A 23,517-nucleotide genomic window follows, 5' to 3' on the forward strand; every position below is an offset into this window, starting at 1 on the left:
ACACACACCGTGTGGGCTGGAACCGGTATACCGCCCCTACCGTCCGGATATGGCCAAGTCCCCAAAGACACCTCCCACGTGGACCTCGCTGTACGGCGAGCCGCGAGGAACGCGCCGTGACGCACTGCTTGCCGCAGGGACGTGGTCCACACGCCTGCAGCAGCACAACGGCGGCCAGGACGTCGTCGTCCTGCCGCTCGCACGCGGACTCGCAGCACTCGACGCCATAGAGGTACCGATCGGGGACGGCTATGCGCTCTTCGCCGACTACCTCCACGGAAAGCTGCTGACGCTCCTCTCTCCTGGCTGGGCGCACCTGTGGGCGGAGGTGCCGGATGTGCGCGTCGTGCCGATCGGCGGATGGGTCGTGGTGCCGACCCCCGGCAGCATCGGCTCGTACGCGGCGTCGTGGCTGAGCCTGCCTCCCCCACATCCGTGCCCGTCGTGGGAGGACCAAGTCGAAGGGGAAGACGGCGCCGACGAGACCCTCGTCGGGCCTCACCCTGGCAGTCCCCATCCTTCGATGTCCGCCGGCGACCTGGACCCTCAGCAGTTGTTCGAGGCCTTCACCGGTTCTTCCGCAGAGTCCAACGCGGCGGCCCACTGAGCGCGCACTCCGCTTGACCCCCGATCCGCCCGATGCCTCTCCCCCGTGGGCTCGGGCGCGGGAGCCCCCGACCGGCCGTTCCACCCGGCCCGGTCGGGGGCTCCTCCATGTTCACAGCCAGCCAACAACGAGCCTGACTTCCCTTCCCCCCAGGTACACGCGCACGGTCGACGTGGTCACAGATCGGTCCACGGGCGGGGCTCACCCCCGGTCAGTGGCACCCAGACCGGCCCGGAGGGAGCGTGCTCCTCGATGTCCTCGAGGACGGCGGCTCCCAACGGAACCTCGCGGGCGAGGGCTGCGACGAGCGGGTGGTGGGCGACCATCGCCTGCAGATCGCTGATGCGGTCGTCCAGCCGGGCCCGGGAGGCGCCGGTGAGGACGAAGAGGATGCGGGGGAAGACCGGATACCAGCGCAGCCATGCCGGGCCGGTGGAGACAGATCGGCGGCGTCCGACGGGCTGGGCTTCGTAGTGGAACAGCCTGGCGTACTCGATCAGCTTCACGGCCAGGCGTTCGCTGCTCATGGTGGTGCGATCGACCTCCACGAACGCGCGCAGCTTGCGACGGCGTTCGCTGTCGATGACGGTGTAGTGCAGGACGGCGTCGGCCACGAGCCGCTCACCCTCACCGATGGAATGCGCCACCTCGGGAGTCCAGTCCCACGGGCCGTGCTCGTGCCCGAGCCGGCGCGCGTCTGCCGCGAACGGCAGGTGGGACCGTACGACGGTCAGCGTGTGCGGCGTCTTCAATGACGCTGCTGTTGCCGAGGTGATGGGGTACGGCGGGCGCCCGCGCAGGAGGGGATGATCGCGGGCCAGAAGCACCCCGTCCGGGGTGAGGTACCAGGCATGCGTACGCGGCCGGTCCAGGTCCGGCAGCGGGGTGAGGTCGACCAAGCCCGCCGCGCGCAACTTGTTCAGCGCCCGGGAAACCAGTTGGCGAGAGCCGGTCGGCCGCAGCATCTGGAGCAGCTGGCCGGTCGTGGCCATCCGGTGCAGGGCGAGCGCGGTCAGGACCTGCAAGCGCAACGGCTCAGCAGGGCTGGGGGCCAGTTCGGCGGCTGAAACACCTGAAGAGGATCGAGTCATGGAACAAAGACAAGCGGCCGACCCAGACCATGGCCCGGACCACGAGACCCCGACCACGGTCACGATCCCAGAACAACCTCATGGTCTGCGCCATGGTACGGGCAGACCACACCACTCGCGGATGACGCCGTGGAGCCATCCGCGCAAGCGGTCGGAACATGAGCGATGGCCGGTCCGCAGCAGCAGATGCTGCTGCGGGGCGTGGTGACGAACCACGCCATGCCGGCCATCGTGCGACCCCCGGCCCGCAAGGGACCAACTCCTCACACCGGGAGCCGCGTTCATAGGTGCGGTGCGCGCAGGTCCGCTCACCGCCAGGTGCTACCTACTGGACCGCTGTGCGGCCTGGTCCAGGATGCGCCGACGCGTCCACCGCCGGCGCCCCTTCTGACGGCCCGCTTCGGCGAGTCCGTCCACGGTCTTCAGCAGCGGCAGGTTGCCCTGAGACAGAGCGCTGGAGAAGGAGCCGACACTCTTGTATCCCAGCAGCGCGGCCGCCTGGCTTGCCCCCAGCAGCTCCTGGGGATCACCGTCGGCGGACACCTCGGGCAGCGGCGGCGCGGGCTTGGTCCCGGCTCGCCGTCCGCGGCCGGGCCGGCTGGCCATCCACTCCTGCAACGTCGCCACCTTCCACAACTGGCGGCGGTAGGGGTTCTCGGCCGTGCCCATCTCTTCCACGACGTCCGGCTCGGGGAAGTAGCCGGGGTGGTCCCGCACGAACGTGTTGACCTGGTTGGCGTTCTTGTAGCCGAGATACCTCGAGGCATCCGAGGCATTCAGCAACGTCTCCGGATCGAGGGAAGGCGGCCTGTGCTGGGTGAGCCGCGCCGCGGAACGGTGCGAAAACCACTCGGTGACCTCCGCGTGGTCCCACAGACGGGCCCGGCCACGTTTGTCGACAGGCTCGGGAAACGCCTTGCCGGCGGTGTTCTCGGTGCGCTCGGTGTAGAACTGGCTGATCCGTGCGGACGTCAGACCGTGTTCGGCCGCGATCTCGGCAGCGTCGGCCAGGCGAGGTTCACGGTGCGAGGTCATGGCAGAACCGTCCCCTTCTGTTCAGCAGTGCGCCGGCCAGCCCGGCACGTAAAACAAATAATGGCAGAAGTTCTGGTGAGGGGTCCAGCCCGCGGCACAGCGTTTTCTCGACGGTGGCCGCGTTGACGGCTCGAGGCCTACTCTTCGGGGATCAGGCAGACCCCGCGGCGCGCGGCGGCCTCGGCCATTTCGATGAATGCCATGGCGGCCGGCGTTCTTTCCCATTCGGCCAGGGCCAGCAGCAGGATCAACTCGGTGCGGTCCTGTGAGGCATCGCAGGGCATGCCGGCCGTCTGTGCAGCGGCCAGCAGGTCCGCGGTCGCCAGCCCGTCGAGGCGCGCTGCCACCTCCTGGTGCAGATCCTGCAGGCCTTGCTGGTACAGCTCGTTCGCCTCGCCCAGGAGCTGCACCAGGTCCTCGTCGTGGCTGGCCGGTGCCGCTGCAGCGAGGTCGAGGATGCGCTGGGTCGTCGTCATCGTCATCGAGTATCCCTCCCGGATGGGGGTGAGCGGCGGTGTGGTGGTCAGCTGCAGCCATCGCATCCGGCGGCGCGGTGCAGGAGTTCGCCGGGCCCGGTACGGGCTTTGGAGTCCCACGTGGGCGGCTTGCGTAAGGCGGCGTGGACGTCGCGTTCCATCCGCTCGAAGTCCTCGCTCTCCTCAACCTCGATGCCAGGGTCCGGGGCGTCGCGCCGACGGGAGTGCGCGATGAGCTCGGCCATGGTGATGTTCGGATTGAACGGCACCTGGCGGACGCGTTCGACCAGCGCGCACAGTTCGGCGAGCCGCGGCCGGCGCCCGGCGGTCAGCAGCAGATCGCGGTGGTTGGCCAGGGTGCAGGCCGAGCACGAACAGCGACTGGAACCACGCCGGTCCTGGGCGCCGGGGTAGGAGTCGTAGCACCAGTGGTAGGGCAGCCCCGCACTGACCGTGCGGTCCCAGACCTCTTTCGTGCTCACCTGGTGGGCGGGCAGCCACTCGTCGACGACCCGGGCCGAGTTGTCGGTCGTACGGCGCCACACCTCCCGGTTGCGGCGCTCCGTGCTCTCCTCGGCCCGCATCCCGAGCACGTTGGCGAACAGCAGCGGGCCGTCCGTCTCCTTCCTGAGCGCGCGGACCTGCGGGGTGAACGCCTGGTACACCATCTTCGTCTTCCACGGGCCGGTGCAGGTGCGGGCCCGACCCAGCCAGGGCCAGTCGCCCCGCTCCGCGATGAAGGTCAGCAGATCGAACGGCACCCGCTCACCGTCGACTTCACGGCTGCGCCGGACCTCCACATGCCGCTCGGGCGGCACGCCGAGAATTCGGCTGTGCTGTGCGGCGAGTTCGCTGGCACTGGGCCAGCGCACTCCGTCCACGGTGACGGAGGGCCACTCCATCGGGCCCAGACTCGCGTGGGCGGTCCAGACGCGGTCGTCGACACCTGCCTGGCGGGCGGCGTCCATCGCGATGAGGCCGGCCACGAGTCCGTCCTTCCCGCCGGACAGGTTGATGACGATGCGGTGCCGGGTCGCGGCGAACTCGACCGGGTCGGCGTACTGGGGGGTGGGGTGCGACATGGTTCCTCTTTCCTGGTGGGCGGGTTAGGGGGCGACCCTGGCGGGGCCGGTCCGGTGAGGCTGAGGTGCCTCCCCGTCCCGGCGCTCCTGCGGCTGGACGGGGAAGAGACTGAGCTGGTCCTCGGCCTCCGGAGCCGGCTTGGATGCGGGCACGGCCCGCCGGGCGGCGGTGGGCTCCGCAGGGCCGCCGGTGTCGGCCCTCTCCTTGACGTCCGCGGAGTGAGGGCAGGGGCAGAGCCACCGGCAGGGTTGCTGGTGCGGTCCGTACCGGATCACGGCGACGACGAACCCTTGGGCGTCGGTGACCGTGTCGGCGTGCTCGTCGACGCGGGGGCCCCGGGCGCTGACGCACCGGTCGTGGTGCCCGGAGGCGCAGCCGGGGCAGATCCCGCGCTCGCAGGAGCACCAGCGGTGGAAGCCGTGGGGGTAGGCGTCGTCAATCTTGCGCAGTCCCTTGGTCCAGGCGTGCGCGCGGACCCAGGCGCCTTCCTCCTCGGTCATCGGGGAGGGCGTGGTGGAGGCAATGGGCTCGAGAATGCCCATGATCGCGGCGCCGATGTGGCGCAGGCGGGTCGTCATGCTTGGTCTCCGAACAGGGTCGGGGTGGCGTGGAGTTCGTCCAGCCAGGCCAGGAGGCGCGGGAGGTTGGTGTCGGGCCCGAAGGCGAGATAGGTGCCGTCGCAGCTGGTGCAGCCGAAGGCCTGCGCGATGCGCAGCCGCCGGCGGGAGTTGACGCGGCCCATGTGCACGGCCAGGCCGCGCTCCTGGGCCTCACCGGCCAGCCGATGGGCGGCCGGTGAGGTCTTCCACTCGGTGCTGCCGGCGAGGAACAGCACATCGACCGAGTCCCAGGGAATGAGGCCGAGCTCGCTGCCGTCCTGGGCGGCGAACGCGACCGGGATGCCCAGGGCGCGGATGGGCTCCAGCCAGGGCATCGACTCGGCGAGGGTGGCCGCGGCGTCCATCGGGACGTCGGGGGCGACAGCCCATAGACAGCGGTCGGGGCCGTAGCGGTCGACGGTCGCCGTCAGCCACGCGAACCAGGCCTGCTCGCCGGGCCAGCCCTTGCCGAACTTGCCGTTGTCGCAGGCGTACAGGGCGCCGTGCGGGATCACGTTGCCCTGGGCCGGGGTCGTCATGCAGGCCAGCAGTCCGGCCTGCATGGCGGCCCGTACGTCAGCGCCGGACGGCGTGGCCAGGTACAGCACGGCGCAGCAGCGGAGGAGGAGCGAGGGCTGAGGGCATGGGTGCGCGCACGGGAAGTCCTTCCAGAGAGGGGCGGTGAGGGCTGGCTCAGTGGAGGCGGAGTTGGGCCGCGAAGCCCGAGACGAGGGCGTCCCAGTCCTGCTCGAAGTGCTTGTCCTGCTTGTCGATCACGCGGGCCGGGGCGGTGGCGAAGAGTTCCTCCGCCATCGGCCATCCCTGGGTGCGGGGGCGGACCCAGGCCCGCGCGCGCCCGTACACCGGGTCGTGCTCGACGTCGACGCCGTGCCGCTCGGACAGGGAGATCAGACGCCTGGCGAGCTGGTGCGGGCGGCCGAGGTCGACGCGCTCGGTGGAGCGCTTCACCGGCCGGCGCCTGCCGTCCTCGGACAGCAGGAACAGACGGCGCACGTGGTACAGCGCCCAGGGCATGTCGAGTTCGCGCTCGAACGCCTCCAGGCAGGCCCGGTCCCGCGGCTGGGCCGGGTCGAACATCTCCAGGAGGCTCTTGCGGCCGTAGAGCTTCGCGTTCGGGTTGAGGCTCATCGCCGTGTACTCCAGGCGCAGCACCTTGCCGGCGATGTCCGGGTGGGAGCGCATGCGCTCCATGTGGGCGGGCAGCGCTCCCATGGAGGCGGAGAAGCAGCAGAAGGTGCAGTACGACTTCGGCCAGTGCACGCCGAACCGCTTCAGCAGGTAGGCCTCGCACTGCTGCCGGTGCCAGCCCCAGTCGATCAGCGGGAACTCGCCGGTGCGTCCGGGCATCTTCGAGGTGATCTGGTCGCTGAAACGGCGGCCTTCCTCGTCGGCGTTGAAGCCCATGATCTGGCGGAACGGGCGGCCGCCGAAGACCTGTCTGAGCCACCAATCGCCGACGTCGCCCTTCGCCCACAGGGAGCATTTGCGGGTGCCGGCCACCTGCGGCACCGTGCCGACGGACTCCTGGTCGTCCCACAGCGTCCACGGCCCGCGCGCGAAGAGCCGGTCGGGGCGGCGGGAGTCGTCCAGGATCGTGAACCCGTCGGCCGCGAGGTGCCCGTTGCGCGCCAGCTGGACGAAGCGAACGCCGTTCTGGCGCAGCAGCGGGATCATGAACTCGTCTGCCAGAAGCCGGGTCTCGGGCCACTCGCTGCCGGTCGCCATGTAGAGGACGGCGGTGCGGTCGAGGTCGATGCCGTGGGCGTGCGGGGCGGTGAGCATCTTGGCGAGGTAGGCCGTGGAGTCGGCCCCGGCACCCCAGTTGATGACGGTGTCCAGGTGGTCGTCGGTACTGAGGCCGGGCAGCGGCGGCGTGTAGGTCGCAGGGGACATGGCGGCTTTCACTCCTCGAGGGGCGGGCCGGTCAGCCGCTGGGCGGAGACGATGAGCAGGAGGTCGTCGGCGGGCCACGGATCGCAGGTCTCCCAGGGATCGCCCTGGGACAGCACCACCACCTCGCCGGGCGCGGTGATGAGGCAGCACACGCCGCAGCCGCACGACGGGTCGAAGGGCTCGGGGTGGGCGATGTAGGGGGTGGAGAAGTAGTCGGCTCCCTTCTCCCCGACCGCGGCCAGGAGCAGGTCGCCGTCCGCGACGTCGCCCGCGCGGACGACGCGCGCGTGCGCCACAGCGAGTGCGAGACGGGGGTCCGGGCTGTTCACGGCGAGCTGTCGGTCAAGCAGGCGGGCGTTGCCGCTGGAGCGGGCATCGCCGGTGGCGGGCGCGGCGAGCAGGGGCCGCTGGAGGCCGACGGCCGTGTGGGCCGCGTGCATCGCCTCGACGTGGTCCAGGGCCTCGACGAGGATCACCGCCCGGGCGAGCACGGCCAGCAGGGCGGCACTGGCCTTCAGCGTCGCGCCGCTGGCTGCGGTACCGGGCCGGTAGAGACTGACCGCCGCACCGCCGCCGTCGAGGACGGTGCGCAGCAGCGGTGCGTGCGCGTGGGGGTGGGCGCCGTCCAGGCCGCGCGGCAGGACGGCGAGGGAGGCCCGGCCCGCCTCGGCGGCTGCCCGGTGGGCGGTGGAGTCGATGCCGTAGGCGAGCGTGGCGGTGACCGTGTGACCGGCATCGGCAAGGGCGGTGGCGAAGTCGTGCGCGCGGGTGACGGCCCGCTCGGTGGGGACCCGGTTGCCGGTCACGACGACGGCCGTGCCGGTCAGCTGCGGCAGCCGCTCGCGGCCGCGCACCCACAGGCCCAGCGGGCGGTTGGGCCCCAGGTCGGCGAGGGCGGTGGGCCACTCCTTGTCCGACGGGATGACGAACGAACAGGTCAGCTCTGCTTGGGCGAGTTCCTCGCGCGGCCGGTAGGAGGCAAGACGCCTGCTGGCGTCGTCGCGCACACGCCGCTCCCACACCTCCACCGGGGTGTACTCGGCGAGGTCGGCGGCGAGTTGGCCGGGGGTGAAGTGGGCGGCGAGCGCGGCGCGTGCGGCTCGTTCGGACAGGGCGCGTGCGGGCATGGAGGGCCGGGCCTTTCAGGCAGGGCGCGGCACCGGCAGGCGAACCGGTGCCGCGCCGGGGCGGGCGAAGAGGGGTGTGGCCAGCGGCGACGGGAAGGGGAGTGCCGTCGACAGCTGGGGTGGAGGGGCCGGGTTAGGGCCGGTCGGCGGTCTGCTTCTGCTCCCACCAGGCAGGCGGGCGGGAGGCGGCGGGCCGGGGCTCCGGGGGAGCGGTGTAGGGGCGGGCGGCGATCGGGCTGGGCAGGCTGGTCTCGGTGTAGGCGATGCGCCTGCGCAGGCTGATACCGAGGTCGTCGACGCTCAGGTACAGGGCGTTGTCCTTCACCCCGGTGATGCGCCCCTTGACCAGGACGTGGACCCCGTCGACGAGCGATTCGGCGGCGTTGGTGGCCAGGTCCCGCCAGGCGGTGCAGATGTAGGAAATCGGATCCAGGTCACGCCACTGCTGCGCGGTGGCATCCCACTGCGTGGGGGTCTCGGTGAGGCGGAACCGGCAGACAGCGACGCCGCCTTGGGTGAAGCGGACTTCCACGCCACCGGCGACGGTGCCGCTCACGTGCGTGACGGACGGGGCCATACGAACACCTCCTACATCAAATAATAGTGTCTTCCGTGTGTGGGTCAACCCCCCTGTCGGCACGTCCCCGTGCGGTACGGCCGGCCAGGCGCCGGAGGCGGGCCTTCCAGCCGGTCGGCTGCGCCGGGGCCGGCGGTGGGGTGAGGTTGTCGAACACCGTGGTGTCCGCGAGCTCCACCACCATCGGGACCGTGCCGTCGGGCCGGACCAACTGCTCGTCGGTGGTGTCGAGATGGACGGAGACCCGTACAGCCTCCCGGTCGGCGTCGAGGTAGGCGAACACCAGGACCCCTGCGATCTCGATGCAGGGCAGGCCCTCATCCTCCGGCCCGTCCATCGGGTGGAAGAGCGCGGAGCTGTTCGCCGCCGCGCAGGCCTCGGCGTCGGCGAGGTTGAGGCTGAGGGGCGCGGGCACGTGGCGGGAGACGTCGGCCGGGTAGAGCGTGTAGCCAGCGTCGCCGCGGCTGTTCGCCGGTCCGTAGTAGAGGTCCACGACCCCCTGGTTGTCAGCGGGCGGCCGGTACGGGACACCGTCGGTGCCCGCCACGTCGTCCCAGGAGCTGCGTACCTCCTGCGCGAGCGAGGCCAGGGCGGAAGCCTCGTCACACCAGAGGGTCACGTCATCACGGTGCCGGTCCCACTGGCGCAGCACCCACGCCCGGCCAGCCGTCTGCGGGGTGAGGCCGCCGGTGACGGCGAAGCTGAAACGGCTCAGCCACCCTTCGACGATGTCGACAGTGTCCGCACCCGGCCATTCGCCGGTGCGCTCCTGGAGGCCGTCCATCAGGTCGGCCAGATCGATGATGGCCGCGCCTGCGAGCGTGGCCGGGTCCGGTGTGATCGGCATGACGGTTTCCTTCCGTGCGGGTCAGGACTGGTTCATCAGGGCGTTGAAGAGGTCCATCAGGTGCTGCTGGTCGGGGGTGAGAGTCGCGGTGCGCAGCACGCGAGTGCGCAGGACAGGCACATCGAGGCTGATGCCGGAGGGCACATCGGGCCGCTCGGGCCGCGAGACCAGCCGGTAGGTGCGGGTGTGGATCATCCAGGCCTCGTACCGGTCGGCGGGGCTGCCGCTGCGCGCGGCGTGACCCTCGTCCGTCGTGCGGGACGGGCAGGGACAGGACGGATCGGTGCAGGGCCGTCCTGCGGGGTGGCTGGCCAGGACCGGGCTGCGGCGGTAATGCGTGGCGGCGCCGGACAACATCGGGCAATGGTCGGCGGTGTAGGGCAGGCACTCGGGGTGCAGCGCCGGTTCCGGGGAGCAGCCCGTGAGGACGTCGGCCGGTCGGACAATCAGGAAGCAGCGTTCATCCAGCGGGTGTCCGCAGATCTGGCACAGGCGTCTCCGGAAGGCGGCGTGGGCCTTGTCGGCGTCGAGGACACCGAAAGCCGCGTGACCGTCGTGAATCAGGGTCACGTACGGCACCACCAGCCCGCCCGCCAGCGGCCGGTGGGCACAGCGTTGAGGTATCGCGTGCATGGGGTGGGTTCCTTCGGATCGAGCGGATGTCAGGTGCTGGCCGGTGGGGGAGGGTCGGCCGGGCCGCCGGCCAGCAGCGCTTCCCAGTGGGCGTAGCGGCAGCCGGTGGCGTCGTGCAGGCGCAGGTGCAGCCAGTTGAGGTTGTCTCCGGCCCGGATGACGGCCTCGGCGCCGATGGCGACGGCCCGGGGGTAGATGGTGCTGTCGTCGGGGTCGGCCAGGACGACGATCAGGCCCCGGCGGTGCGGCACATGGCGGAGCGTGAAGGCGCTGTAGCTGCGGTCGTCCAGGAGCACGAGCGGAGCGCGCTGGTACTCCGCAGCGCTGAACAACGGCGATGGCAGGTGCAGGCGGGGAACCGGGCTCGTGCGCAGGCCGACCGGATCGTGGTCGGTGCTGTCGCTGATGACCAGCACCGGGGCCTGCGGTCTGTCCCGACCGGCTTGGGGTGGGGCGGACATGGCGGTGACACGTCGCTTTCGTGAGGGCCGAGGCGGGGGGATTGGGCGGCCTGCGGGCGGGGCGGCCGACGGGGCCGCCCCGCCCACAGGCGTTCGCTCAGCCGAGCGGGTAGAGCACCAGCGCGGGGAGGGCGGTGTCGGGGATGCCGTCCGCGTACAGCTCGCGCAGGGACGGGTCCTCCTTTAGCTCCTGGGGCAGCGGGAAGACCTCGCCGACGAGCTCGCCGTGGGTCGGCGCGTACCGGGAGACGCTGTAGGTGGAGAACGGTGAGTAGAGGTTGCCCTCGGCGTCCCGGGACAGCACGACGAGCGTGTCTCCGGGCATGTCCTTCCAGTCCTTGCGGACCAGGTGGCGCAGCACGGCGAGGGTCAGGGGGCGGTCGGTGGCCTCGCTGTCCGGGTCGGGGGACGGGGCCTGCTGCTGGTCGGTCATGTGACGGCCTTTCACGTGCGGGCCGGGCAGGAAGGGCCCGGCCGATTGATCGGCGAGGGGGCGGGCGCCGCCCCGGTCATGGGGCGGCGCCGTCAGGCTCGGTCAGTCGTTCTCGATCGGGTCCAGGCAGGTGACGGGGATGCCGCTGCCCGGGATCCGGAAGCGCGTCATGTCGTCGGGGATGCGGTACTTGGGCTTGCCCGGCTCGCCGTTGCGCGGGTCGCGGCGCAGGATGCGGGTGGACTCCTCGTCCAGCAGGAAGCCCGCCCGGGTGCCGGTGCGGTTGCGCTCCTGCACGGTGCCGGTGAGACCGCGCAGCAGGGCCGGGCGCAGCGAGTGGTTGATGCGGGCCCGGCTTCCGGCCACGAGCCCGGCGGACGCTTCCTTGTCGATCGCGCGGAGCCGCCGTGCGGACGCCTCCTGGACCTTGGAGACCTTGATTGCGTCCGGCAGCTGGCCGATGAAGTCGAGGACTTCATTCATGGTGACGCTCATGCTGGTTCGCCTCTCTGTGACATGAGGGTGGGGAACCGGCCGGGCACGGGCGTGCCCGGCCGGGGCTTGCGGGGGAGGTGCGGTCAGGCGGCGGTGTCGGGCCGGTGGCGGGCGACCGCCTGGTCCTCGACCTCGGACAGCCGGTAGCTGCCGTTGTCGTCCCTACCGAGCGCTTCCAGGAGCAGCAGGTAGCGGGCCTGGTGCGCGGTGAGGTGCGACCACGTCTTGGGCTCGCGGATGTCGTACTCGCAGGCAGCGGCGATGTGCGCGAACAGCGCGTTGACGACACGTGCCTTGGGCAGCTGTACCGCCGTTTCCGCCAGGTCCGCGTGCTCGGGCTCCTTGATCCCGAGGAAGCGGGCGACGGTTTCGGACTCGTGCTTGTCGGTCCAGGAGCTGTAGAAGTACGGCAGGGTGAGCACGACTTCCTGAGCGAAGACACGGGCCGCATCGGGCAGGGTCTTCTGCCGCACGAGACGGGCGACGAAGTCCTGACGGGGGCCGGTGGCGGCCTTCCAGGCCCGGTTGCAGGCGATGACCTTGCGGCGCTCCTCCGCCCTGGCCTCGTCCTCCTGCGTCCTGGGCTTCTTCGGCTGCGGGCGGACCTTGTGGCCGTGCGCGGACGGGTCGGAGCAGTGCCACACGGGCTGGTGCTCGTCGTCGAGCCGGGCACTGTGGCCGGGGCAGTTCCGGTGGTTGTCCTCGGTGAGCGGATTGCCCAGCCCGCTGGTCAGCTCGGCCAGCGGCTTGGACGGGTCCTTGTGCCCCCACCCCGGCTGCCGCAGCAGCGGGATACCCGCCGTCTTGAGGTCTTCCTCGGCCCTGGTCCGGGCGTCGGCGTCGTCCTGCTCGGCCTTGAGCAGTGCCACCTCCTGGTCCCAGTGGCCGCGCCCGCCGTTGCCTTCCTCGTGGTCGCGCTGAAGCGCGCGCAGCAGACGGCGCTCCGCACCGGGCACGTGCTCGACCTCGGCGAGCTGGGCGGTCTGCTCCAGGTCCATGCCTCCGGCCGTGGCCCGGCGAAGGGTGGCGTCGTCGAGCTGCTGCGCCGCCTTGGCCTGCCGGACGGCGTTGCGGCCGACGCCAAGGGCCCTGCTGGCCTGGCGGCGCTCCACGTCGCTCATGTCGATCAGGGACAGCTCCTGCGACTTGAGGATGTCGCGCTCGCTCATCCCCTCGCGGTGCTTGTTCTCGACCAGGGACAGAAACCGGGTCCAGCCGTCCCGGCCGACCAGGTCTTCCCGCACGTGCGCCTTGATCCTGCGCACCGGGCGGCCGTCCTGCTCGGCGGTGGCGTTGGCGACCTGCTGCGCCTGCGCGCGCCGCCAGCCCTTGAAGGCGCCGTACGTGCCGTCGGGCCGGGGCCGGACGCTGATGGTCTCCTCGACACCGATCTCCTTGACGGAGGCGATCAGTTCCTCGTCCGGTTCGGTGTCGGTTTCGCGGGCGTTCTGCTCGTCACGCACCACCTGCGCCGGGTCGAGCAGGACGATCTGCGGCGCGGCTTCTTCCTCGTGTGTGACGGGTTCGGTGGGCTGGGCCGAGACGGCGGTGGCCATGGGGCTCTCCTTCTCCTTGCCTGTTCGGCGAACTGGGGCGGTGGGGGTGTCACCCCCTCGCTTCAAATACAATAATAGTGTGTATCTGTGTGAGGGCTAGACACCCTCTGACCTGCATAAATGCTGTCCATCGGGGGTGCCTGCGGCGCTACGCGCGGCGGTCTCGATCAGCGAGTCCCGGCTTCAGTTCAGGTCGTGCACGACGTGCCAGCATGGACCGGACCAGACCGTGAGCCCCAGACTCCTCACCTGCTCACGCAGGGCGTCGTCCCACTCGGCGCCGACCGGGAGCGAGGGCACTGCCCGGTACGTGTTGGGCCCGAACTGCTCGTAGCCCACCCCGAGAATGACGTGCTCCTCGTCGCCGACCGTGAACAACTGCACGCACACGTCGGCAAGGTGCCCGCTGGCGGGGCGGTGTGCCTGGGCTTCCAGCGCTTCCCGCTCCCGGGGCGGCGCGACCACGACGCCGTAGACGGCGTACACGCAGTGGGACACGGACATGATTCAACCTCCCTGGCCCAGGGGCCGGTTCAGCGTGCGGGGGCGGGCGCGGCCGGCCGGACGGCGGTCAGCTCCTGGACAGCGGCTTGTTGGCGGAGAAGACGTAGTGGCCCAGGTTGCGCAGCATGTCGGCGATGTCGTCCACGGCCGCGGAATCGTGGTCGGCCTGACGGATGTAAGCCTCGATCTCGTCGTTCCAGGTGAACCCGTGGGCGGCAAGGGACTCTTTCGTCTCGGGTGTGAGGTCGAGGGAGGACTCGGGAGCGGCGACGAGTCCGTGAGCGGGGTCGGGTACGACGAGGAACACCGGGCTCCTTCCGTGCGGGCCGCCCAGGTCTGGGCGGCCCATGGTCTGGGCGGGGCGGCTGGTCAGTGGGTGACGGTGACGGTGTAGTCGGCGTCCAGGACGGCGAGCGCGGCGCGGATGGACGCGCGGGTCTCCGCGCTTGGGACGGAGCAGGGGAAGTCCAGGGCGAGCACCGCGTCGTTCAGGTCGTTGTCGGTCATCGGCAGCGTGTAGCCGCTGCGGTAGAGGGCGACGGCGGTTGCGGTGGCGACGCGGACGCGGTTGTAGGCGATGGCCTCTGCGGGCGTGACGTCGGTGCCGAGCGCTTCGCGGGCGGTGGGCGGCAGTTCTGCGATCCCGGCGGTGAACCGGCGGGCGGGAATGCGAAGGCGTGCCGGTCGCAGGGCGCGGCGCAGGGTGCGGCGCAGCGTTCGAAGCATGGCGACTCCTGGGATGCGGGCAGGGAAGGGGGTGGTCACCTGGTGAATGAAGCGGGGGAGATGACGGCATCCCCGGCTCAATGCCGGAGGGTGCGTGCCTGCGAGGGGATTTGAACCCCTGACCACTCACGAGTGGAGCCGCTCTACCGCTGAGCTACGCAGGCGTGGGGCCGCCGGTGCGGCGGCCGGGTGAGGGAGGGTCAGCGTCCGGCGATCTCGCGCAGCCGCTGCAAGGCGGTGGGCGCGTCGTCGTACCAGAACGTCTCGTTGGGCTTCAGGCCGAGCGCCTTGGCGGCAACGTCACAGATCAGGCGGCGCTCCTCGCCTCGCTCCGCGTAGACGCTTGCGAGCGTCTCGTACTCGGCCCCGTCGTTGTCCGTGCCGGTGACCTCCACCTCCTCCTCGTCGGGCAGATCCACGAGCGTCCAGCCGGTGAGGTGCGCCGCCCATCCGGCCGCGCACAGCTGGGAACCGCACGCCGGAGCCTCCTCGGGGGCCAGCCGGAGAGCCTCGGGCAGATGTGCCCAGTGGTCCATGCTGAAGACGCCGGGCTGCGCCTCGATGGCGTCCAGGACGGCAGACGCCACGGCGGCGGGCGTCTCGGGCTTCGGGGTGACCTCGATGGCGGTCATCACAACTCCAGTCATGTCGAACGGCGTTGGAGTAGCGCTGGTGGGCGTGACGCCCCCTTTCACACCACTAATAATAGTGTGTTACGGGGTGGTGTGAACCCACCCCTGACCTGCGCTTCTTACTCCCGTACCGCCTCCTGGGCGAACGCGGCCAGCATGGAAATCACGGAGCCGGGGCGCCCGGACACTTCGGCCTGGACCCCCTCACCGGAGGCGCCGACGAGCACGGTGACGCTGTCGACCTGGACGGGGCCGCGCTCGCCGGGCGGCCTGGTGTCGTGCTGCCAGATGATCCGGGTGCGCCGGTACTGCTCCTCGATCCGGGCCCCGGGCAGTGCGCCGGCCACGGCTTCGGCGACGGCGCGGCGGCCACTCTCCTCCGCCTGCTGGCGGGCGGCGATTTCGGCGGCCTGCTGGGCGGCCTCGGCGTGCAGCGGGTACAGGCGCCGGGTGATCTCGCGTGCCACGTGGCGGGGGCTGCTGGCCGTGACCCCGATCGACGGCGCGATCATCCTGGTCTCGTCCGGCAGTGCCGCGTGGATCTTGAGACGGTCGGGGTGACGGTCGTCGGGCTGGGACAAGCGCAGGGCGCGGCCGTCTCCGTCAATGACGAGCCGTCCCAAACCGCGCCCGTAGTCGGTGAGTTCGGCCGTACGGCAGTGACTGCCCAACTCCCGCGCCACTTCGTCAGCGAACGCGTCGAACTGCTCCTGTGTGGTCAACTCGCGTGTCATGGCGATCTGTTCACTCCTTCGGATAGCTGGAGGGTGGGCTCGGCGCGGGGTTCCTCGCGCCCTGGTCGCGGAGCTCGGCGTCCCGGCGGGCGTCCTCGGCGGTGTAGCCGGTGTCGCACCACGGTCGGCACAGCTGGCCCGGGGGTGCGCCGCACGTCTCGCACCGGTCCTCGAAGTCCCCCGGGCGCCACGGGCGCGGCTGTCCGCTCACGCGGGGAGCTCCCGGATGCGGTCGGCCAGGGCTCGGGCGGACATGGAGGGCTCTGGTAGGACGGGCACGGCTTCTCCTTCCAGGAGGCGGTGACTAGCGCGGGCGGCCTGGCCAGGTCAGGGGGCGGCGGTCCACAGGGGGAGGCCGGTGGTGGTGCGGGCGCTGATGCCGGGGCGCTCGGGCACGTCGCGGTAGTCGGACACCTTCACGTAGCCGCCCGGTTGGGTGTCGAGGCGGACTGGCGAGCCCTCCCATTCCCACTGCGCGATGAGTTCCGCGGGGAGGTTCTCGACGTCGTCGGCTTCCACCTGTACGGCCCACGCGGTCAGCTCCTCCCCGTACTCCCGCCGCCACTCATGCAGGACGGGGAAGAGGTGGGCGAAGTCGTCGACCAGGGCCAGGGCGCGCGCCTGGTCGGGGGCGGGGTCTTCGGCGTAACTCGGTGCGTCGGGGCGGGTGCGCTCACCGAGGCTCATCAGCCAACGCATGATCGGCGGCTCCTGGTCTTCCGTGTCGGGTTCACGAGGTGGTGCGGGCAGGTGCGTTGCCCATGTACGCGGTGTCGATCTCGGCGGGCCATTCGGAGTCGACGCATGGGTCGCGCTCGCACCACCGCCACTCGTTGCCGTGGGGGCAGCGGGGCGCCCGGTAGGTGACGTGCACGACGGCCGAGTACGTGTAGTGCGCGTGGTCGACCGGGTCGGCGTACTGGTGGCGGATGGAGTTGGAGTCGTCGAGGTGCTCGGTGACGGTGGAGACGGTGACCTCGTGCTGCTTGTTGTCGAGGTCGGTGGTGATGTAGCGGTCGCCGGTCTCGAGGGTGCGGGCGTACTGCATCCCTGTGGTCAAGGCCATTTCGTGATCCTTCGTGGTCAGGCAACGATCACGGGCGGGCGGTGGGTCAGGGGCGGCCGGACGGCTCGGGCTTGCGGTAGCGGCAGAGGAAACGTGCGGCCCACGTGCGGCTGGCGAAACCGGGGATGCCGCCGCCGCTGCCGGGGCGGTTACCGGGATACTCGGCCACCCACCCGCAGACGCCGTTCGGGTCATACCAGACCACCCCGTAGCAGGTGCTGTGATCTTGGGGGTCCAGCACCCGGCGGCCGAACGAGCCGGTGTTGGCGGCGAACGTGAACTCCTCGGCCACGGCGGCTCCTTTGCTCGGGTCCGGGTGCGAGAGGGGGCGGGGCAGGACCAGTGACGCCCCCTCTCGCACTTCAATAATAGTGTTTACTGTGATGGTGTGAACCCGCCCCTGACCTGCACTTTCCTTCGTCTGTCAGGGGGTGCCGACCAGAGCCGGGCGGCGGCCGCGCGGGCGCCTGCGCTGCTGGGCACGCAGGGAGTCGGCTTCCTCCTGGGCGCGGCGGGCGCGCTCGTGTTCTTCGGCGGCCGCGCTGACGCAGTAGGGCACCCACCACTGCAACCCCCTGATCTTCTGGGTCAGCGAGTCGGGGCGGTCGGCCAGCATCAGCAGCAGGACCGGATGCGGGCAGAGGCTGAGCCACCGTGCGGCGGTCCGCCATGCGGCTTCGGCGGCCTTCCGCGCGGGCAGCGCGGTACGGGCTTCGCGCTCCAGGCGGGCGGCCTCGGCCTGGTGGTAGGAGGCGGACCAGGTCAAAAAGCGCAGCAGGCCGGGGGTGTCGCGCTGGCGGGAGGCCTCCAGGATCGCGGGCAGGTCGGCGCGCTGCGCGACCTGCTCCGCGCACCCGCGCAGGACGGCGGTGAGTACCGCAGCCGTCTTCTCCGGCGGCGGGTGATCGGCGGCGGACAGGATCGGGTGCACCGAGACCTGGGGGCGGTCGGTGTGGTCGCGGTAGAGGGTCAGGCTGCCCCGGTAGCCGGTACGGCTGCGGGCGAGCCGCGGGAGGTCCTCGTCGGGGGCGGTGGTCGTGTAGGCGTTCACCGGCCCGAGACACGCGCGGACGGCGGTGAACTGGTCCCAGTGGTGGGGGTCGGTGGTGCCGGTGACGTGCACGCTGCCGCGCATCGCCCCGCCCAGCTCGAACACGACGGCGTCGTCCTGGCGGTGGCCGGCGGTGACGCGCACGGGGCCGGCGGGCGTGTCGATGGTCAGGATCGGGCTGGACATGGGCTGCGACTCCTCAGAACTCGACCGGGCGGGCTGGGGGCGTGACCCGGTGGGTTGGGGGCGTGCCGCCCCGCGCTCGCCGAAGGGGGAGGTGCGGGCGCGGAGCGGCACTCGGCCAGTGGCGCGCTGGCCGGAGTGGATGGCGACTGAGGGGCTACTCCTTCGCGGTCCTGTGGGGGCGGTGCAGTGCGGGGGCGTGGCAGACCACGAGGGGCGCGGCGTCGTCTGCGGGCATGGACGTGACGGTCTGGTGGAGTTCTGCCGTGTTCATGGGGTGCAGCCATCCGGCCCGCACCTCCCACCCGCACACGCGTGGGCCTGCGTCGGTGGTCGTGGCGACCAGGACGGCGTCACGCACGGTGCTGCTCTCCAGGGCGAACGTCAGCAGGACGAAGAACTGCACGTACTCCTCGGCGGAGTGATCCACGCGCCACGAATCGGGCTCAACGGACACGTGCAGGTCGGCGCTCATCTCTGTGCCGTCGGTGCGCTCGGCGTTGAGGTTCAGCGCGTGGCTGCCCTCGCCGAGGGCCGGGAGCAGTGCGGTGAGCGCGTGCAGGGCGCGGCCCATGGCCAACGCCGTGGCGGCGTCGTCGGGGCGGGGGAGTTCGGGCTCAGGCATGCGGGGCCTCCTCGTCGGAGTCGGGGAGCTGGAGGAGAACGGGGGCGGGGTAGACCTGCCGGAGTACGGCGGCCACGTCGGAGCACGGCATGACGGCGGCCTGGAGGGCGTCCGTGTCCAGGGGATGCAGCCATCCGTCACGCAGGGACCACCCGCACGCGCGGGGGTGGGGCTCGGCGGCCGTGGTGGCGACAAGGACGGCGCTGCGCATCGTGCTGCCCTCCAGCGCGAACACCAGCAGCATGCGCAGGGCGCAGAACTCGTCTTCGTCCAGGACGGCCAGGCGCAGCGGCTCCATGCCGATGGAGAGATCGGTTCGGCCCGTGACGAATGCGTGGTCGGTCCGCTGGGCCACGAGGTTCAGCGTGTGCTCACCGTCTCCGAGTGCCTGGACCACGGCGGACAGGGCGGTGAGGGTGCGGTTCATGGCGGCCGCGATGGCGTGGTCTCCAGGGTGGGCGAGCTCCGGGCGTGCAGACATGAAGACTCCTTACGGGGCGGTGGGCGGTGCGCGTCGGAGGCCGGCGGCCGCACTGCGCCCCTGGGGGCAACGGATGTTGTGGCGCGCGGTCGGCTCCGCCGACGCGTCGCGCTGCCGCTACGCGCCAGGGGCGGGGCGGGCACGCTCCGCGCTCCCTGCGGGGCCGGGTCGCGCGCTCCGCGCTCTGGGGCCGGTCGGGCCCGTGCGGGCCGGGCTGGGGGAGTGACCCGGCCCGCACGGGGGTCTGTCAGCTGAGTCCGCTGGGTTCGCGGCTCAGCGGGTTCGGAGCTGGAGCAGGCGCCGGTGGGCCTTGCTCTTGATCTCGTCGTCGGCGCCTTCGAGTACGGCCGTGGCGCGCGCGATCTCCTCCGTCATGGACTGCGGCGGGCGCCTGGGCGTGACGTGGTCGAGGTAACCGGTGATGGCGCGCTCGGCCGCGTAGGCGGTCCGTCCGACGCGTGCGGCCTCGGTGCGGAACACGTCGTCGAGGGCGTCCAGCCGGGCGGTGTGGTTGGTCTGCTTGCGCTTGGACGCGTCCTCGTCCAGGGGCCAGAGGTCGGCGATCACCTGATGGAAGTCGGCGATGGCGATGTCCGTGCGGGCGAGCGCGGTCTCTTCGGCAGCGAACTGCTCGAAGTACTGGGAGGAGAGTCCCAGGGTGCGGCGGGCTTCCTTGATCTGGCTGGTGGCTCCTGCGGTGTGCCGGACGGCCCAGCGGGTGACCGCGTCGCGGACAGCGAACCGCTCCGTGTTGGCGCAGACGGGCCGCCACGGGGTGACAACGCACTGGAACTGTCCGTTGCCGGAGTGGTCGTTCATGACGGCGATGTAGGGCACCACGATGTCGTGGATGCCGTCGGCGTCCACGGTGACCGTTTCCGGGAGACGGATGGAGATGAACACGCGCTTTCCGCCGCGCAGGAGTCCGGCGGACTCCCACACCACGTCATAGCGGCTCACCAGCTCCTGAAGGAACACGAACCCCGCCCGGTTCTGAATCGGCGTGTACCGGGAGCCGACCGCACCGAGAGCGGCGCCGGTGTCGGAGCGCACGGTGTGCCGCTGGTCGGCGTGCTCGCGCATCTCACCCTGCCACTCGTACAGCGCGGGCACCGTGGTGACCTCGAAGTCGAGCCCGGACAGACGCAGTACCTCGTCAATGTCCGTGGTGCCTCCGGGGATGATCTGACCGAGGCCGTGCCACGCCGGGGACGACGCGTAAAGGGCGGTGGTGCCGTCCGCACGCTCGTCGAGCCCGTGGTTAGCGAGGATCTGCTCGATCTGTCCCTCGGTGTTGCGGGAGACGGTGAACGTCTCGCCCCGGTCCCAGCCGGTGAGGACTTCGTACCGGTCGGTGCCGACCATGCGGACCTCGCCCCGGTCCACACGGGCCTGCAAGGCGCGCTCTTGTTCGCGGACGGCTTCGACCTGCGCGGCCTTCTCGGCAGCGAACGCGGTGTTTACGTCGGTGATACTCACGGTTCCCCTTCGCCGTTGGTCTCTGCGGGCCGGGGGGCGGTGGCACCGCCCCCCGAACAACTCCAATAATAGTGTGTTTCAGGGGTGGGTGAACCCACCCCTGACCTGCACACTTACACCAGCGGCGCGCGGAAATCCGGAAGCGGCGTCAGACTCTGCCGCCGTACCCGCGTGACAGCGGGCACCGGCATGCCGCCGATCACCTCGCACAGGTCGTAGCGGACGCTGTGAGCCGCTCCGACGACGGGTCCGGCCTGCGCCGTGATCGCCTGCACCCAGTAGACGCCGTGACGGCGCGTCACGCTGCCGTGATACCTGACCTTCTGCCACAGCACCGGTCCGCTGTCCTGCGGGTCGAGGCTGCGCGCTACCGCGAGCGCAAGCTGATTCGCCACCCGCTCGGACAACAGCAGGTCGACGAACGCCCGGTCGACCGTCCCCCGGTCGACCGGCACATCAGCCATGGCCGGGCCCGTGTGACCGGTGCGTAGACCCATCGCCCAACCCAACTCGAAGAACGACCGGACCACCTCCAGCTGCTCGTGCGAGACCCGCATGGCGTCCGGGTCCCGCTCACTGCGCGCCAAATCCCGCAGCGCATAACGCGCCTGCTCCTTTTCGGCGTCCGTGAGCGGCGCTCCGATTTCCCGGGCCTGCTCTGGAATCCGCGTGCTCTCCATAGCGTCTCTCCTCGTTTTCGGTGATGCCGGGGGGCACTCCAATTGGCGTGCCCCCCGTGCGGACTACTTCAGGAACCCGTTCGACCGGAGGAAATCGGCCGCGATGTACGCGACTCCATGAGGCTTGTAGATCTGCGGGAATCGCCGCAACTCCACTTCCATGCGCCCCGCCTTGTCCGGCTCGATGAACTCCTGAACCAGACGGTAAGGATCGTCACCCTTCGGCATTTCCAGGATGACCGGACCAGCGGCCTTGGTCTCGAACCGAATTCCGGTGTAGTTCCGGTCGGCGTTGTGAACGACCTTCACCCCGGCCCGCGCACACAGCAGCGGCAACAGGTTCGCGATCGTGCGGGCACGAATCGCGAGCTCGGTCATGGGAGCGTCCGCGCCGCACACTCCGCGCACGATCCCGTCACTGATCTGGAGTTCCATGTCTTTCCCCTTCGTTGATCCCTTGCGGTTCCCGGGGGTCACCCCTGCCTGTACTTCAAATAATAGTGTGTAGTTCGTTGGGATGGAACCCCTGTTGCGCTGCGGGTTGCGCTGGAGGTTGCGCCAGGGTGTTGCGCTGGAGGTTGCGCCAGGGTGTTGCGCTGGAGGTTGCGCCAGGGTGTTGCGCTGGAGGTTGCGCACCCCCCTGGGGCCTCTCCACATCACCCCTGGTCACCCCAACACTCAAGCCTGGTACGCCTGCTGACATCCCCCTCTGCACACCCCCACGCACCCCAGACGAGAAGAAGAAGGGAAAGGGAAGGGCGGGGACGGGTACGGGAGCACATCGGAGGATCGGGGCGCCGTCCTCCTCTGCTTGCGCGTCGGCGGGGCCTCCGCGCTCCGGGCGTCGGACACAGCCGACGCAGCAGACCGGGTGTGGGAGCAGCGGGGCACAGCGCGCGGCCGGCACCCGGCCGCACCATCCCTGCGCCAGGAAGACATCACCTACGATAGAAGAGCTTCTTGGAGAGAAGCGCTGCTGGCGGGGAGTTCCGGTACGGGTTTGCTGACCCACCGGATCCGCCGTTCCCCGCCAGCAGACAAATCCCAGCAACATAACGGGGCGCAGCGAAATACGGCCACTCTAAAAGCGCCGCACATTTCCGCCCCACTCTTCGGAATCCCTTTGCGCGCGGTCTGCTCCGCAGACGCGACGCGCCGCCGCTACGCGGCGGACACCCCGGGCCGTCCGCGCCCGGACGAGAGTAGCGGTGGCATCGCTACGCGATGCACTACGGAGGGGGCGGCCCGCTGACGCGGGCCGCCCCCTCCTGGATATCTACGACGCTCCGCGTCGTTGCGGGTGGGGGTGCCGGGGTTCCTTGACCGGCACCCCCACCCACCCTGCCCCGCCCGGCGGGTCCACGGAGCAGGGCGCGGGCCAGGTCGCCATCCCAGCCCGCCTCACAGGGCAGCTACAGGACGGTGTAGGCAACGGGCGGGTAGACCGCCTCGCCCTCGTCGTCCTCGTCGCTGCTGTGCAGCCCGAACGCGTCCAGGAACACGGCCGGTTCGCGGCCACCGATCAACTCAGCCGCCTCGGACGCCGTGCACTCGTTGAGCGTGCAGTAGGACAGACACCAGGCCCGCATGACGCACGCCGCGCCCTCCTCACCCTCCGAGGGGCTACGCAGGTACAACGTGCCGTACGACAGCGGCTGCGCCAGCCCCACCATCAGCAAGAACGCCATGTTGTCCAGGTACTTGTCCTCGGCACCCACGAGATCCTCCGGGCCACCGTCACCCTTCACGGTCAGCGGGAGCGCCGCGCACAGCGGCTTTTCCTCGCCGTCCATGGTCACTCCCAGCCGCACGACGTGCTCGCCTGGAGTCAGACGGCCCATCAGACGGGCCAGCACGGCGTAGGCCTCCTCGCGGGCCTCCGCGATTCGGGCCGGAGAAATCGGCTTCATCTTCGCCATTTCTGCCACTCTTTCGTCTTGGAGAGAATTCGCCCGGCAAGGTTGCTGCCTTACCGAACGCAGTAATTCTATTACGACTCCAGGCCTATCGGAATAGAGCAGACGGAGCAAGCAGGGGCGGAATTAGGACAGTTACTGTTCGTGACCCTCAAGCGGGTTCGGTGGGTACGTGAAGTGAGCCCAGAATGCAGCCAGGGCGCGAAATGAAGCACTTCATAGGGAGGCTGACCCAACGTCAATATCAGACCCTGAAGCGGGGAGATGGGGTGGGCCTTAGTTCCAGAACTCATCCAGTACCTAATTTTGACGCACAGTCCGACGTCGCGAGGACTGCACCCCTCTCCCCAACTCGCCCAGGAGGCCCCCTCTTTGCAGGCAGCCTGATGTTGTGTGTTGTTGTGTCGGTGGGGTCTCGTCATTGAGTTGTCAGTGCTTGGGATGGTTTTTAGGCAGGCCAGGGCGGGTTCTTGTGGCTGACTCATGATGTGGCTCGGTTGCTGTCA

Annotated in this window: 32 protein-coding genes and 1 tRNA gene; 1 reads left to right on the forward strand and 32 read right to left on the reverse strand. The window is 70.4% G+C overall.

Annotated features, from left to right (window positions below; all coding sequences use genetic code 11):
• Positions 1-49 precede the first annotated feature (49 nt).
• Complete coding sequence (locus tag ABKA17_RS44550) at positions 50-607, forward strand: hypothetical protein (protein WP_353698160.1); 558 nt, start codon at positions 50-52, stop codon at positions 605-607.
• Positions 608-783: 176 nt separating this feature from the next.
• Here ABKA17_RS44550 and ABKA17_RS44555 read toward each other — a convergent pair whose 3' ends face one another.
• The 32 genes from ABKA17_RS44555 to ABKA17_RS44710 all read right to left on the reverse strand — a co-directional run bounded on the left by ABKA17_RS44555 (position 784) and on the right by ABKA17_RS44710 (position 23,014).
• Positions 784-1,698 carry a replication-relaxation family protein gene (locus ABKA17_RS44555; protein WP_353698161.1) on the reverse strand — a complete coding sequence of 305 codons (915 nt, stop codon included), beginning with the start codon at positions 1,696-1,698 and terminating at the stop codon, positions 784-786.
• Positions 1,699-2,019: 321 nt separating this feature from the next.
• A complete protein-coding gene (locus tag ABKA17_RS44560) occupies positions 2,020-2,733 on the reverse strand; it encodes a hypothetical protein (protein ID WP_353698162.1) in 714 nt (237 codons plus the stop codon).
• Between the two features lie 137 nt (positions 2,734-2,870).
• Entirely contained in the window at positions 2,871-3,215 is a 345-nt protein-coding gene (locus ABKA17_RS44565) for a hypothetical protein (RefSeq protein ID WP_353698163.1), read from the reverse strand.
• A 41-nt stretch (positions 3,216-3,256) separates the two neighbouring features.
• Entirely contained in the window at positions 3,257-4,291 is a 1,035-nt protein-coding gene (locus ABKA17_RS44570) for a phosphoadenosine phosphosulfate reductase (RefSeq protein WP_353698164.1), read from the reverse strand.
• A gap of 24 nt (positions 4,292-4,315) precedes the next feature.
• Complete coding sequence (locus ABKA17_RS44575; protein WP_353698165.1) at positions 4,316-4,870, reverse strand: DUF6248 family natural product biosynthesis protein; 555 nt, start codon at positions 4,868-4,870, stop codon at positions 4,316-4,318.
• Entirely contained in the window at positions 4,867-5,499 is a 633-nt protein-coding gene (locus tag ABKA17_RS44580) for a hypothetical protein (protein ID WP_353698166.1), read from the reverse strand. The genes ABKA17_RS44575 and ABKA17_RS44580 overlap by 4 nt, the downstream gene beginning before the upstream one ends.
• Positions 5,500-5,584: 85 nt before the next feature.
• Positions 5,585-6,805, reverse strand: a complete 1,221-nt coding sequence (locus ABKA17_RS44585) for a hypothetical protein (RefSeq protein WP_353698167.1) — start codon at positions 6,803-6,805, stop codon at positions 5,585-5,587.
• Between the two features lie 8 nt (positions 6,806-6,813).
• Complete coding sequence (locus ABKA17_RS44590) at positions 6,814-7,932, reverse strand: DNA-processing protein DprA (RefSeq protein WP_353698168.1); 1,119 nt, start codon at positions 7,930-7,932, stop codon at positions 6,814-6,816.
• Positions 7,933-8,065: 133 nt separating this feature from the next.
• Positions 8,066-8,509: a single-stranded DNA-binding protein gene (locus ABKA17_RS44595; protein WP_353698169.1), complete on the reverse strand. Its 444-nt coding sequence runs from the start codon at positions 8,507-8,509 to the stop codon at positions 8,066-8,068.
• Positions 8,510-8,525: 16 nt separating this feature from the next.
• Positions 8,526-9,356, reverse strand: a complete 831-nt coding sequence (locus tag ABKA17_RS44600; RefSeq protein WP_353698170.1) for a hypothetical protein — start codon at positions 9,354-9,356, stop codon at positions 8,526-8,528.
• A gap of 21 nt (positions 9,357-9,377) precedes the next feature.
• Complete coding sequence (locus ABKA17_RS44605; RefSeq protein ID WP_353698171.1) at positions 9,378-9,989, reverse strand: cell envelope biogenesis protein OmpA; 612 nt, start codon at positions 9,987-9,989, stop codon at positions 9,378-9,380.
• A 29-nt stretch (positions 9,990-10,018) separates the two neighbouring features.
• A complete protein-coding gene (locus ABKA17_RS44610) occupies positions 10,019-10,450 on the reverse strand; it encodes a CpaE-like family protein (RefSeq protein ID WP_353698172.1) in 432 nt (143 codons plus the stop codon).
• Between the two features lie 97 nt (positions 10,451-10,547).
• Positions 10,548-10,883 (reverse strand): hypothetical protein, encoded by a 336-nt coding sequence (locus ABKA17_RS44615; protein WP_353698173.1) that lies wholly within the window; start codon positions 10,881-10,883, stop codon positions 10,548-10,550.
• A gap of 102 nt (positions 10,884-10,985) precedes the next feature.
• Entirely contained in the window at positions 10,986-11,378 is a 393-nt protein-coding gene (locus ABKA17_RS44620) for a hypothetical protein (RefSeq protein ID WP_353698174.1), read from the reverse strand.
• 83 nt (positions 11,379-11,461) lie between these two features.
• Positions 11,462-12,934: a ParB/RepB/Spo0J family partition protein gene (locus tag ABKA17_RS44625; RefSeq protein WP_353698175.1), complete on the reverse strand. Its 1,473-nt coding sequence runs from the start codon at positions 12,932-12,934 to the stop codon at positions 11,462-11,464.
• Positions 12,935-13,117: 183 nt separating this feature from the next.
• Positions 13,118-13,438 (reverse strand): hypothetical protein, encoded by a 321-nt coding sequence (locus tag ABKA17_RS44630; RefSeq protein ID WP_353698176.1) that lies wholly within the window; start codon positions 13,436-13,438, stop codon positions 13,118-13,120.
• Between the two features lie 67 nt (positions 13,439-13,505).
• On the reverse strand, positions 13,506-13,745 hold the full coding sequence (locus ABKA17_RS44635; RefSeq protein ID WP_353698177.1) for a hypothetical protein: 240 nt from the start codon (positions 13,743-13,745) through the stop codon (positions 13,506-13,508).
• 62 nt (positions 13,746-13,807) lie between these two features.
• Positions 13,808-14,164 (reverse strand): hypothetical protein, encoded by a 357-nt coding sequence (locus ABKA17_RS44640; protein ID WP_353698178.1) that lies wholly within the window; start codon positions 14,162-14,164, stop codon positions 13,808-13,810.
• Between the two features lie 95 nt (positions 14,165-14,259).
• Positions 14,260-14,328, reverse strand: a tRNA-OTHER gene (locus tag ABKA17_RS44645).
• 36 nt (positions 14,329-14,364) lie between these two features.
• Positions 14,365-14,796 carry a hypothetical protein gene (locus ABKA17_RS44650; protein ID WP_353698179.1) on the reverse strand — a complete coding sequence of 144 codons (432 nt, stop codon included), beginning with the start codon at positions 14,794-14,796 and terminating at the stop codon, positions 14,365-14,367.
• Between the two features lie 119 nt (positions 14,797-14,915).
• Positions 14,916-15,530, reverse strand: a complete 615-nt coding sequence (locus ABKA17_RS44655; RefSeq protein WP_353698180.1) for a hypothetical protein — start codon at positions 15,528-15,530, stop codon at positions 14,916-14,918.
• Between the two features lie 10 nt (positions 15,531-15,540).
• Positions 15,541-15,741 carry a hypothetical protein gene (locus tag ABKA17_RS44660; protein WP_353698181.1) on the reverse strand — a complete coding sequence of 67 codons (201 nt, stop codon included), beginning with the start codon at positions 15,739-15,741 and terminating at the stop codon, positions 15,541-15,543.
• Positions 15,742-15,857: 116 nt separating this feature from the next.
• Positions 15,858-16,229 (reverse strand): hypothetical protein, encoded by a 372-nt coding sequence (locus ABKA17_RS44665; RefSeq protein WP_353698182.1) that lies wholly within the window; start codon positions 16,227-16,229, stop codon positions 15,858-15,860.
• Positions 16,230-16,260: 31 nt separating this feature from the next.
• Complete coding sequence (locus ABKA17_RS44670) at positions 16,261-16,596, reverse strand: hypothetical protein (protein ID WP_353698183.1); 336 nt, start codon at positions 16,594-16,596, stop codon at positions 16,261-16,263.
• Positions 16,597-16,642: 46 nt separating this feature from the next.
• On the reverse strand, positions 16,643-16,888 hold the full coding sequence (locus tag ABKA17_RS44675; protein WP_353698184.1) for a hypothetical protein: 246 nt from the start codon (positions 16,886-16,888) through the stop codon (positions 16,643-16,645).
• Between the two features lie 132 nt (positions 16,889-17,020).
• Positions 17,021-17,833: a hypothetical protein gene (locus ABKA17_RS44680; RefSeq protein ID WP_353698185.1), complete on the reverse strand. Its 813-nt coding sequence runs from the start codon at positions 17,831-17,833 to the stop codon at positions 17,021-17,023.
• 154 nt (positions 17,834-17,987) lie between these two features.
• Positions 17,988-18,455 (reverse strand): hypothetical protein, encoded by a 468-nt coding sequence (locus tag ABKA17_RS44685; RefSeq protein ID WP_353698186.1) that lies wholly within the window; start codon positions 18,453-18,455, stop codon positions 17,988-17,990.
• The gene (locus tag ABKA17_RS44690) at positions 18,448-18,936 is read right to left on the reverse strand and encodes a hypothetical protein (RefSeq protein WP_353698187.1); all 489 of its coding nucleotides are present in this window, start codon (positions 18,934-18,936) and stop codon (positions 18,448-18,450) included. Before ABKA17_RS44690 ends, ABKA17_RS44685 begins: the two co-directional genes overlap by 8 nt.
• A gap of 273 nt (positions 18,937-19,209) precedes the next feature.
• On the reverse strand, positions 19,210-20,415 hold the full coding sequence (locus tag ABKA17_RS44695; RefSeq protein WP_353698188.1) for a DUF932 domain-containing protein: 1,206 nt from the start codon (positions 20,413-20,415) through the stop codon (positions 19,210-19,212).
• Positions 20,416-20,528: 113 nt separating this feature from the next.
• Entirely contained in the window at positions 20,529-21,095 is a 567-nt protein-coding gene (locus tag ABKA17_RS44700) for a hypothetical protein (RefSeq protein WP_353698189.1), read from the reverse strand.
• 63 nt (positions 21,096-21,158) lie between these two features.
• Positions 21,159-21,530 carry a hypothetical protein gene (locus tag ABKA17_RS44705; protein ID WP_353698190.1) on the reverse strand — a complete coding sequence of 124 codons (372 nt, stop codon included), beginning with the start codon at positions 21,528-21,530 and terminating at the stop codon, positions 21,159-21,161.
• A 977-nt stretch (positions 21,531-22,507) separates the two neighbouring features.
• Positions 22,508-23,014, reverse strand: a complete 507-nt coding sequence (locus ABKA17_RS44710) for a hypothetical protein (protein WP_353698191.1) — start codon at positions 23,012-23,014, stop codon at positions 22,508-22,510.
• Positions 23,015-23,517 lie beyond the last annotated feature (503 nt).

Source organism: Streptomyces sp. RG80 (assembly GCF_040446465.1).
Taxonomy (GTDB): Bacteria; Actinomycetota; Actinomycetes; order Streptomycetales; family Streptomycetaceae; genus Streptomyces.